The organism is Pseudomonas putida, from assembly GCF_028682395.1.
In the GTDB taxonomy this organism is placed as follows: Bacteria; Pseudomonadota; Gammaproteobacteria; order Pseudomonadales; family Pseudomonadaceae; genus Aquipseudomonas; species Aquipseudomonas putida_AB.
Genome location: NZ_JANHLC010000024.1, coordinates 1 through 1881 on the forward strand (window position 1 = coordinate 1; position 1881 = coordinate 1881).

General features: G+C 59.8%; 2 protein-coding genes. Both read right to left on the bottom strand.

Features of this window, described 5'->3' with window-relative positions:
- Nucleotides 1-1377 (bottom strand): flagellin hook IN motif-containing protein (locus NPS46_RS25040; protein WP_274112032.1); only part of this gene is annotated, 1377 nt, incomplete at its 3' end.
- Between the two features lie 312 nt (nt 1378-1689).
- A partial coding sequence (locus NPS46_RS25045) for a flagellin (RefSeq protein ID WP_274112034.1) occupies nt 1690-1881 on the bottom strand: 192 nt, incomplete at its 5' end.

The window sequence follows — 1881 nt, forward strand, 5'->3', positions numbered from 1 at the left end:
GGTTTCCACGGTCACAGCGGTGTTGGTCGCCGAGACGCCAGTCAGACCCAATTGCGCCAAGCCAGTACCGGCACTGCCGTTGGCCACGGTGAAGGTCTTGTTGGAGAACAACGCCAGGGTGTTGTCCGCGTTTTTGCTAGCCGTTACACCGGTACTTGCACTGTTGATCGAGGAGACGATTGCATCAGCAGTGTCGCCCTTCTTGAACTTCACTTCCACGCCATTGAGGATCACCGAGGTATCGGCAGTCAGCTTGGCTTGGGTAGTGCCCGATTGCAGGCCCAGCGTAGCCAGAGCGCCCGGACCGTCGGTGGCGTCGGAACCGTTGTCCAGCTTGATGGCTTTGCCATCGGCGGAGGTCAGGGTCAGGCGACCATCGGCAGCAGAGGCGGTGACGCCGGTCAGCGCGGTATTGGCGCCAGCAGTGCCGTTGATATCGCTCACGACCTGGGCCAGGGTACGGCCGGCAGCGATGTCGATCTCGGTGCCATTGATGCTGATCTGCGCCGCGGCGTTGGTGGTGGTGGTCTTGGCCACAGTGGCCGCTGGAGGCATTACACCCGCTACGCTGCCGGAGGCGGTGAAGTTGCTGTCGGACGTCAGCTTGATGTTACCGGTCGTGGCCGGGTCTTCAATAGCCTTGACGCCGGTAATAGCGCTCTGGTCGTTGATTTTGGTCAGGGTCGCAGCCAGGGTTTCGTTAGCGCCCAGGCCAATGGCGGTGCCATTGATGGTGATCGTCTGAGCCGCAGCGTTCGGCGCATAGGCGTTGCTGGTGGCGTATTGGCCAATCTTCGCTTCGCTACCGACGACGGTCGCGGCCAGGTCGGTGACAGCACCGGCGGCCTTGGCTTCGCCGTAGGAGCCTTTTAGGCCGGTGGCGCTGATGTCGCTCATGCCGAACGAAATGGTTTCGTTGGCGTTGGCGCCGATCTGGAAGCCGACGTTGTCGAACGAACCGTCCAACAGCTTGCGACCACCGAAGTTGGTGGTTTGCGAGATACGGGTCAGCTCGCCGGTCAGCGCGGTGAATTCCTGTTGCAGGGAGGTACGGTCGTCATCGCTGTTCGAGCCGTTCGCCGATTGCAGGGCCAGTTCGCGCATACGCTGCAGGATGTTGGTCGATTCTTGCATCGCGCCTTCAGCGGTCTGGGCAATCGACACGCCGTTGTTGGCGTTGGCCACGGCAACGGTCAGGCCTTTGACCTGGCTGGTCAGACGGTTGGCGATCTGCATGCCGGCCGCGTCGTCTTTGGCGCTGTTGATTTTCAGGCCGGAAGACAGGCGGCTCATCGAGGTGCTGAGCGCATCGGAAGCCTTGTTCAGGTTCTTTTGCACGCCCAGGGACGTGATGTTGGTGTTTACGGATAAAGCCATGACGAATTCCTCGTAGATGGGGTGTTGCAGCTTCCGACCGGGCAACCGCCTGGCGTGGCTTGGAAAACCTTCGTAATGGTTATCGTCGAAATCGCTTAGTTCTTGAGCTGTTTTTGAGAGTTTTCTTGATTACTTCTCTTGCGACAGTCACAACCACTGCCGCCCGCCCTTTCCTGCGGTCTTGTAGAGCGCGACGGCTTGCACAGGCATCCCCAAAAGCCTGGCGACCACGGCTACAGCGCATTTAGCGGCCATAAAAAAACGGAAGGGCGCACGAGGCGCCCTTCCGTTATGGTCCAGCCTGTTACGTGATTACTGAAGCAGTTTCAGTACCGACGATGGCAGTTGGTTAGCCTGGGACAGGATCGCAGTCGACGCCTGTTGCAGGGTTTGTTGCTTGGTCAGCTCGGCGGTTTCCGACGCGAAGTCGGCATCCTGTACCCGGCTACGAGCTGCAGTGGAGTTTTCCGAGATGCTTTGCAGGTTGGCCACGGTGCTGGTGAA